Annotated in this window: 5 protein-coding genes; 3 read left to right on the forward strand and 2 right to left on the reverse strand. The window is 60.7% G+C overall.

Annotation, left to right across the window (positions count from 1 at the left end):
* The first annotated feature begins 419 nt into the window (after positions 1-419).
* Positions 420-2,990, forward strand: coding sequence for a CARDB domain-containing protein (locus BRA62_RS11740; RefSeq protein ID WP_292366817.1), 2,571 nt, complete (start codon positions 420-422; stop codon positions 2,988-2,990).
* Positions 2,991-3,240: 250 nt separating this feature from the next.
* The gene (locus BRA62_RS11745) at positions 3,241-4,482 is read left to right on the forward strand and encodes a lipopolysaccharide biosynthesis protein (protein WP_292366818.1); all 1,242 of its coding nucleotides are present in this window, start codon (positions 3,241-3,243) and stop codon (positions 4,480-4,482) included.
* Positions 4,483-4,509: 27 nt separating this feature from the next.
* Here BRA62_RS11745 and BRA62_RS11750 read toward each other — a convergent pair whose 3' ends face one another.
* Entirely contained in the window at positions 4,510-6,693 is a 2,184-nt protein-coding gene (locus tag BRA62_RS11750; protein ID WP_292366820.1) for a DUF2206 domain-containing protein, read from the reverse strand.
* A 207-nt stretch (positions 6,694-6,900) separates the two neighbouring features.
* Positions 6,901-8,076: a glycosyltransferase family 4 protein gene (locus BRA62_RS11755; protein WP_292366822.1), complete on the reverse strand. Its 1,176-nt coding sequence runs from the start codon at positions 8,074-8,076 to the stop codon at positions 6,901-6,903.
* A gap of 657 nt (positions 8,077-8,733) precedes the next feature.
* On the opposite strand from BRA62_RS11755, the gene BRA62_RS11760 reads away from it, so the two are divergent.
* A partial coding sequence (locus tag BRA62_RS11760; RefSeq protein WP_292366824.1) for a right-handed parallel beta-helix repeat-containing protein occupies positions 8,734-9,641 on the forward strand: 908 nt, incomplete at its 3' end.

Here is a 9,641-nt window from a genome sequence, read left to right on the forward strand (position 1 = left end):
GGGGGCGCGGGGCGGGGGGGGGGGCCCCCCCCCCCCCCCGGCGGCGGGGGGGGGGGGGGGGGGGGGGCAGGGGGGTGGCTGCCGTCCCGGCTGGCCGGTGGCGGCGGTCTTTGCATTTCAAGGATTTTTATAAAATTAAGTGGATTATATCTCATATCCGGAGCCTGTTAACCCGTCAGAAATACCCCCCGGGACCTCCGGCCGGGACGGGCATTCACCGTGCCACACGCGCTAAAGTTCGATACTGTATTTATATATTTCTATTTTCGTTCGAGTTTTGGAAATAATTGAAACAAGCGATTATCTCTGAAATGAGTTGCCCGTTTGTGATTTAAAATAATGTGGATCGTTTATTCAATTTAAAAAACATTTTAAATTACGGTTATCAGATAATGCAGTATCTCCCAAGAGGTGAGATAATGCGAGATAGACGGACAACGAAGCTTCTTATTGTAGTGTTCCTGATTGTCGGGCTCGTCCCGATTGTCGGGGCGCTCGAAGCGACCCCCAACACGATTGTCGCGGCAAGCGACAGCAGTGCGGCCGATAAAGCAGCGGCCGACTACGTCTGTGATGGGGTCAACGATCACGTGGAGATCCAGGCAGCACTGAACGCCCAACCCTCATCAGGCGGTGTTGTCCTCCTCTCCAGTGGCACATACAACTGCGCCGGGATCATTGCTCCCAAAGCAGGCTCCACTCTCATGGGGGAAGGTGAATCGGAGACATACCTCGTGTTCACCCGCGACGGACGCATCAACGTCGACCGTGAGTACGTCACGCTGGACGGGTTCCACATCAAGGGAACCGGCTACAGTAGCGGCGTCAAGTGGCTCGGCGTGATGAACGTCCGGGCAAGCCACGCGAAGATCCACAACGTCACGGGCACCGCGGATGCGAGCATCCAGGCGGTTTACCTCCTGATTCACGATCCGACGGTATACGCTCCCACCCTGGAGGACGTCGAGTTCGTCAACTGCAAGGCCGTGGACACCGGCACCTACGGGTTCCTCCACAACGCCTGGGGCTCGACGAACATGGTGATCAAGAACGTCCGCTATGACAACTGCGCCGCGATCAACTGCGGCAAGTTTGGCGTGTTCAACCCCTGGATCACCGGGTTCGACTTTGCGGAATTGAACGACATGGACGGCCTTCGCGTGACGAACTGTCTTGCGGAAGGCAACCTGGAGTCCGGGTTCCACTTCGAGTTCGATCCCAAAGTGACGAACGCGGTTCTCGAGAACTGCGTGAGCCGCAACAACGGCCAGAAAGCCTTCCCGACGAAGGCTTACAACCCGAACGACATGTCCACCCACTACTTCGGGTGCGGCTACTACGCCCCGAACTGTGACGCGACGTTCATCAACTGCGTCGCGGAGGGCAACTCCATGAACGGGTTCTACACGACGAACGGCGGCAAGCTCTACAACTGTGTCGAGAAGGACACCGGCATCGGGAGAACCGACTTCTCCTACCGGGTGCCCGCCGGCTACTACAGCATCCCGACCCGTTCGGTCAACCCCTCCACAGTGATGGAGAACTGCACGAGCATCAACTCGAACGGCTACGGCCTGCAGGTCGACCTCGCGAACAACGTGAAGATCCGGAACTTCCACCTGGTCGATCCGATCGGCTACAACGGCAAGGGCTCGAGCCTCGGCGGCACGAACGGCCAGTTCGACAACTCCGAGGTGAGCATCTATGCATCCGGCAACCGTGTGGAGACGCTGGTCTGGGCGAAGGAGAATATTAACACCGTCTTCTCCGGTCAGATCGTCTCCGACGCCGCAAAGCCGTTCGTGATCGAGGGCTACAGAACCAAAAACGTCCTCGTGAAGGATATGGAGATCGTCTCCAGGACCCTCCCCGCCGGCTCCCCCGGCGTGACCATCGCGAGCACGGTTCCGGCCGGTCAGGCGACCCTCCAGAACGTGGAGGTGACGTCCACCGGCTCGCCGGTACCGACGCCGACCGTGACCGTTCCCGCCACGCCGGCTCCCTCCGGGAAGCCCGACCTCGTGGTGACCGACATCTCCTGGACGCCGGCAAACCCGGGCTCCGGGGATGCGGTGACGATGAAGGCCACCATCAAGAACCAGGGCGACGCCCCCACGCCTGCGGGCGCGAAGCACGGCGTCCTCTTCACGTTCGATGACGGGGCCGCCGGGTCCGGCGTCTGGTCCGATACCCACACCGCGCCGATTGCTCCGGGTGAATGGGTCACCCTGACCGCGAACGGCGGCTCGGCCGGTGCAACCTGGAAGGCCGTCGAAGGCACTCACACCGTGAAGGCCAACGTGGACGACGTCAACCGGATCGCCGAGAGCAATGACGCGAACAACATCAGGAGTGAACAGATCACGGTCGCAAAGGCCGCGTCGGGGTCTACCCCGACCCCCACTCCCACCACGCCTGCCCCCTCCGGGAAGCCCGACCTTGTGGTGACCGGCATCTCCTGGACGCCGGCGAACCCGGAAACCGGGAGTGCGGTGACGCTGAAAGCCACGATCAAGAACCAGGGGACGGCACCCACGCCTGCGGGCACGAAGCACGGTGTCCTCTTCACGTTCGATGACGGGGCCGCCGGTCCGGGAGTCTGGTCCGACACCTACACCACGGCTATCGCCCCGGGCGCATCGGTCACCCTGACCGCGAACGGCGGTTCGGCCGGTGCAACCTGGAAGGCCGTCGAAGGCACTCACACCGTGAAGGCCAATGTGGACGACGTCAACCGGATCGCCGAGAGCAATGAAGCGAATAACGTCATGAGCAAGGAGATCGTCGTCGGAAGCCTGCCGGTTCCCGTCAGGGGAGACCTGAACGGAGACGGCAACGTCAACTGGGCCGACGTGACGATCGCTGCCGGAATGGCACAGGGAACCGGCCCGTCCGATGCAGCTGCCGATTTTAATGGAGACGGCACCGTGGACTGGAAGGATGTTGCCCTGCTGACCGACTTCTTCTTCGGCAGGACCTCTTCCCTGTAAAGCGTTTGCCAGGAGCAGTGGTTGCTCCCTCACCTCCTCCTGGTTTTGCCACGGGTGCCGCCACCTAACACCTGTACAGTGCGTGACCATATTGGTTATGGACAGGTTCCCTCGCCCGATCCGGTGAGCATTTTCTGCTGCCTTCTCGTGCAACACAGTCCTGAGAGTTCTTTCCTCGAGAATCTCCGGCTCTCCCGGGGTCGGAGCGATGGATACATCTATATAGGTGCCACCCGATACTGCCGACCGAATGGCAGTAGCACTCCCGAAAAACTTCAGCGAGGTCAGGCAGCACCTGCAGGAGCCGCTTATCCGGAATTCGTTCTTCATCATGGCGTCATCGTTCGCCGCTGCGGGGTTCGGGTTCTTCTTCTGGATGATTGCAGCCCGATTCTACTCACAGGCGGACGTGGGTATTGCAACCGCCCTGATGTCGTCCATGGGGCTCCTCATCCTCATCTCCCGGCTCGGCCTGGACCAGTCGGTGATCCGGTTCTTTCCCCTGCGCGACAAGAACCGGGTGCTCGGAACCGCCATCCTCGTCCCGACCGCGGTGGCGCTCGGTGCGGGGCTGATCTTCATCGCCGCAGTGGACGTCGTATCCCCCGAGCTCACGATCGTCAGGTCGATCGCACCGCTCTACCTCATCATCCTCGGGGCCTACTCCATCACCTGGGTCCTTGAAGGTGCGTTCAACGCCCTGCGCAAGTCCGAGCACTACTTCACCCTGAACCTGCTCTACGGGACGAGGATCCTCTTCCTGGTCCCCCTGGTATTCCTCGGGGCGATAGGCATCTTCGGCGCTTTCGGCTTCTCGTTCATCCTCGGTCTCGCCCTCGCCCTTGTCCTTCTCACCCGGTGCTCCGTGAAACCGACGCCGTGCGTCGACCGGGTCTTCCTGCGGGAGGCATGGCAGTTCTCTGCCGGTGCGTATATTGCCGGGATACTGATGTCTGCGCCGAACATGGTCATCCCGATCATGGTGCTCCACGTGCTCGGGGCGGAGAGCACCGCCAACTACTACATCACCTACGCAATCGTCTCGATACTCTTCATGATCCCCTACGCGTTCACGACCTCGCTCTTCGTCGAGGGGAGCCACGGGGGGGAGATGAAGAAGAGCGTGCTCCGGACGCTCGCGAGCATGTTCGCCCTGCTCATACCTGCGATCATCGCCCTCGCCCTCTTCGGGGAGCAGATCCTCAACCTGATCGGCAAGGACTACGTCGAAGGGATGGCCCTGCTCCGGGTGCTCGCGCTCTCCGCCCTGTTCGTCTCCGTCTGCCAGACCTTTATATCCATCTCAAAGGTCAGAAACGACATCCGGAGCCTCATCATCCTCAGCAGTTTCATCAGCGTTGCCCTGCTCGGGCTTGGCTATGCCCTGATGAACCGGTTCGGCCTCATCGGCATGGGGTATGCGTGGCTTGCCACGTACGCGGCAGGAACGCTCCTCGTCGGCATCGTCCTGAAGAAGAAAGGATGGGTATAACTCTTTTAGGTGCTGCCCGGGTCTGGGTTAGCGGTAGTAGACGGCGGAACCGGCGTTGTCATAGACCCTGTGATGGTCCCGGATGAACCATCCGGCATCGGTATAGGTTGCCGTAGTGACCGCGTGCTGCTGTGCCTCGATCCGGATGCTGTCCCGGACAAGATTGTACGTGCCGAAGTAGAGGTAGGTGCCGGGCTCCACCAGTGATGCATCTCCCGGAATATATCGCTGGCGGTGCGGGTCGAACCCCTGCAGGAGCCACCAGCGCGTGCCGTCGACGTAGATGGGGCGCTCGATACCCTTCGAAAAGATCCATTCTGCTCCCTGGACCTCTTTGCCGTTGAAGACCGGCTTGTCCCCGGTAGTCTCGAGCGCCATCGATGTCGGGTTATCGTCCACGACCTGGTAGATGAAGCCGCTGTTGAAGAGGAAGAAGACGGCGAAGAATACCGATAATGCCTGATAGGCCGTTCCCATGAACGGAGCGCCCCTTATCGTGCGTATCCTTCCGGCTATTGCCTCGTAGATCGCTATGCCGCCGATGATCGCGAACGGGGCGAGGAAGATCAGGGTGATGTGGTAGAGGCGGCTGGTGTTGAGCGAGCTTGCGAAGAACGGAACGGCGATGCCGGCTACGTTGATGAGGAGGAAGACGAGCGAAACGGCAAGGTACTCGGGCTCAATGCGCCATCGCCCGCGCTTTAAGAGGGTTGCGAGCAGTCCCACGGCGATGAGGCCCTGGGTGGCGATATGGACGAGCTTTGCCAGGCCGTGCAGGGGCGTCGTCGACTGGCTGGTGAGGATCTGCATCCCCTGCGCGGTTGTCGAGTTGAAGGAGTCCGTAAAGAGGGTGGTCCATATCTTATCCCCGATCCCGGTGACGGTGGCAAGCGCCGTGCCTTCGGCCACCGTCGAGTACCAGAGGTAGGCGAAGGCGGCAAAGATGAGGATGTAGGGGAGGACGAGCGTCCGGATCGGCACTCCCCCGTCGGTCCCCGAAGGAGCGATCGGATCGGACTTCAGAAGGGCCGTGCTTCGGGTGACCCATTTCGGCAGCCAGGCCTGCAGGCGCTCGGGAATAACGAGCAGCAGCCATGCCGGAATGAGCGAGAAGAAGTAGATGTACGAGAGGCCGTAATGCGATACGATCATGGCAAAGGCAAACGTGACCATGAGGAACGCCTGCCTGTTGCGGCCCATGGACTTGTCGATCATCACAAGGATGGTCAGCGCGAGAAAGAGCTCCGCGATCTGCTGGCGGGCAAGAGAGATCATCTCCGTATAGAACGTGAAGAACGAGAAGAAGAAGAAGGTGGAGAAGAACCCGATCCTCGCGTCCGTCTGCTTCTCGACCGCCCGGTAGAGTCCGAGCGGCACGAGCGCGAAGAGGAGGGGATAGATGATCTTGAAGACCCAGACGGGGTCCAGATCGGAGATGAGCGAGTAGATGGGGACGAGGGCAACGACGGAGAGCATCCCGTTCGTGTTGTACGGTATGGTCATGTCCCAGAACCCCGGTATCAGCACGCCGTTTGCGAGGTGGAGCTCGTGATGGATATCGTAGCCCCAGATATACCCCGATATCAGCGAGGTATGGTAGAGGAGCGCGAGCGCGATGGTGTAGACCGCGAGCCCATAACAGGAAGCCGGGATGAGGCGGTCGAACCCGACGGCGAGGCCGACGATCGCTATCAGGATGAGGAGCAGGAAGAGGAGCGTGACCATGTGGTATTCGTCGCGCACGTACGTCCCGATGATCGCAAGGAGCGGAAACAGCATCAGGAACGGCACCGCCGGAGAGGCCGGGACGGTTATCTTCGGGTTCGCGCCGGCGTGTCCCCGGTCCCTGGTAAGCGCGATGTAGAGCAGAACCTGCACGACGGCGACGATCGTGATGAAGAGGATCGCAAATGAGAACGGCCGTGCAAACCCGAGCAGCGGGTAGGCGATGTTGGCGGCGAGGCCGGTGAGCATGAGGACCACAAGGCTCAGCCCGACGGAGTAGAGCAGCGTCTCGATCGTGCCGAGGTTATGAAGCCTGAGCGCCTTCAGCACGAGAATCCCGGGCAGGAAGGTGAGATACAGAAAGGCCAGGGCCTCTCTTGCGATCGGTATGTGATACCCGACAAGACCGAGGAAGACTACTGCGACGAAGACGAGCTGGATAGCCTGGAATACACGGAAAAACGTTTTGTTATCCCAGTCGTTCATTCGGAACGGGTTATACAGGTGCATGGTATCCCTTGTTCTCTGGTCGGCTATGTGTATGGACAGCGTGTCTTTTCCTTCGGTGGCGCCTGGCATGCCGCATGCCGCATCGATGCACCTACTCTCCGGTCAACCTATTAATGTGTTGCGTCAGCCCGGGCCTTTTTGCGGGAACAGCCCCCGTCCCGTGCGTCTGTCCCGTCCGGGAGGTCATCGCTCGTTCCCGCCGGCAGGGGCCGTCTCGGCGAAGGCCTCGTCCGCATGAGGTTTTCCCTTCCCCGGGGAGGGCGCGAGATCGCTGTAGACCGCGAGGAGAGATCGTGCTATCGTGGACCAGGCCATGTCCGTCTTCAGTTTCGCATACCCCTGCTCTCCCATGCGCCGGCACGCTGCCGGGTCCTCGAGCAGGCTCACGATCGCGGCGGCAAGCGCGGCCGGGTCGCGGGGGGGCACGACGTAGCCGGTCTCCCCGTCATCGACGACCTCCGGCAGGCTCCCCACGTCCGTGACCACCACCGGCCGCCGGAACCCGTATGCGGTCGGTATGACACCACTCTGGGACGCTTCGACGTACGGGAGCGCCACGACGCTCGCCTGCTGGAAGAGCCGTGCGCCTTCTTCGTAGGGTATCCTGTAGTTATAGACCTCGAATGCGTCCCGGCCCGCCATCGCCTCCTCGTACCTGTCGAAGTCCTCCCCCGTCCCGGCGATGACGATCCGGGCGTCCGGGACTTTTTGGGTGATGAGCGGTTCTGCCCGGATCAGGTAGTCGAGCCCCTTGTAGCGGTGGATGCGGCCGAAGAAGAGAACCCGGCGGCCGTCCGGCTCGAGATCGGGCTCCTCGAACTTCACGAACGGCGCCACCTCGTGCTCGCCGATCGGGATGACGTGTACCTTTTGTGCCGGGATGCGGTAGTTCTCCACAAGGATGTCCCGGAGCGCTTTCCCGTGAACGAAGATCCGGTCAGGGAGAACCCTTGATACGAAGAGGGTGAGCCGGTAGAGCAGCGAACCCGCATCCAGCAGACGATCCTCGCCGGGGTGCGGCTCGATGTCGTGGAACGTCGCCACCAGCGGATACTTCCTGAGCATGGGGAGGAGCGGGCAGAGCATGGGGTTGTTCACCTGGAAGTGGACGACGTCGGGAGCGAAGCCGTCGATTGCGGCGACGATCTCCCGGAGCAGGGGGTGGCACGACGGACCGAACCTCCCGGCGTACCGGGAGTAGCCGAATATGTGGACCTTCACCTTCGGGTCGATGCTCTCCACGTACTCCTCCGACCTGTAGTCCGGGAGCAGCAGCAGCACCTCGGTGTGCCGGGCAAGTTCGTTTGCCATCTGGATGGTGTAGTCGTAGAACCAGAAGGTCAGGCATGCCACTCGCATAGGGGCACTCTCTGTGAAGAGACCCTATATAGACATTGCGCCGGGGAACGCCATTGGGCCGGATAGCGGCGGACAGGCGGGCAAGAGTCCGGCAGGCTCCTTCCCGGCGGCGTCCCGGATTCGGGCATTATCGCCCTTCTCCCGGCGGCGTCCGGGTCTTGTAACCCCCGATCCGGGCCGGCGGGATGATGCATGTGCCGTCTCACGCCGCTGTCCGGTGGTGGGGGCCGGAGGCCCGGGGGCGTACCGGCGCATGGAGCAGAATCCCCATCCGCTCTGCATGAAAGCGTTTCGAGGAGGGTCGTTTGGGCTGATCGGCAGAGATGGGCGCGAATACTTATAAGTTTCGATTTTAATTTCAATAATTGTATAATATGTTTTTGCACTAATCGATATTTGATATATCATGTTTTTTCCCGGACTTTCCAGATTATGATGGCTGATATCCTGGAATAAACGATATCTGGAATTTTATTTTGTGAATAAAATATTTATATGACAATTAAAAGACGGTAGTGATACCTCACAGAGAGGCTGAATGGCATGACAGACAGGCGAAATATTCTAAGACTGGCTGCAGTACTTCTGGTGTGCTGCCTTATCCCGGCATTCTCCCCGGTAAGTGCTGCCGAGTCTGCAAGTCCGGCTACGCTCACCGTGGCTGCAAGCGATAGCACCGAACTGTCGAAGAACCAGGCAGACTATGTCTGTGACGGCGTCGACGACCAGGCCGAGATCCAGGCGGCGCTCGCCGCACTGCCGGACGGCGGTACCGTCGTCCTGACCGAAGGCACGTTCAACTGTGCCGGCGTCATCGCGCCGCCGGCGGGCACGACGCTCTCCGGCCAGGGTCCGGATGCGACGAACCTTGTGTTCACCAACGACGGGCGCATCAGCGTCGACCAGGAGTCCATCACGCTGGACGGGTTCCACATCGAGGGCAGCGGCTACAGCAGCGGCGTCAAGTGGCTCGGCGTGATGACCATCCGTGCAAGCCACGCGAAGATCCACAACATTGAGGGAACGGCGGATACAAGCATCCAGGCAGTCTACCTCCTGATCCACGATCCGGCCGTCTACGCGCCGACCCTGGAGGACGTCGAGTTTGTCAACTGCAAGGCCGTGGACACCGGGACCTATGGGTTCCTCCACAACGCCTGGGGGTCGTCCAACAAAGTGATCAAGGATGTCCGCTACGACAACTGCGCTGCGATCAACTGCGGGAGCAAAGGCGCGTTCAACCCCTGGATCACCGGGTTCGACTTTGCGGAACTAAACGACATGGACGGCCTTAGGGTGACGAACTGCCTCGCGGAAGGCAACCTGGAGTCCGGGTTCCACTTCGAGTTCGATCCCACGGTGACGGACGCGGTTCTCGAGAACTGCGTGAGCAAGAACAACGGGCAGAAACCCTACCCGACGGTGCCCTACAAGCAGAGCGACATGTCGACCCACTACTTCGGGTGCGGCTACTACGCCCCGAACTGCGACGTGACGTTCAAGAACTGCACCGCGGAGAGCAACTCGCTGTATGGGTTCTACGCGACGAACGGCGGCAAGCTCTA

Origin of the sequence: Methanoculleus sp. UBA208, assembly GCF_002498065.1 — an archaeon.
In the GTDB taxonomy this organism is placed as follows: Archaea; Halobacteriota; Methanomicrobia; order Methanomicrobiales; family Methanoculleaceae; genus Methanoculleus.

Coding starts and splice junctions, on each gene's coding strand:
- BRA62_RS11740 (WP_292366817.1), top strand. CDS start 420: ATGCGAGATAGACGGACAACGAAGCTTCTTATTGTAGTGTTCCTGATT.
- BRA62_RS11745 (WP_292366818.1), top strand. CDS start 3,241: ATGGCAGTAGCACTCCCGAAAAACTTCAGCGAGGTCAGGCAGCACCTG.
- BRA62_RS11750 (WP_292366820.1), bottom strand. CDS start 6,693: ATGAACGACTGGGATAACAAAACGTTTTTCCGTGTATTCCAGGCTATC.
- BRA62_RS11755 (WP_292366822.1), bottom strand. CDS start 8,076: ATGCGAGTGGCATGCCTGACCTTCTGGTTCTACGACTACACCATCCAG.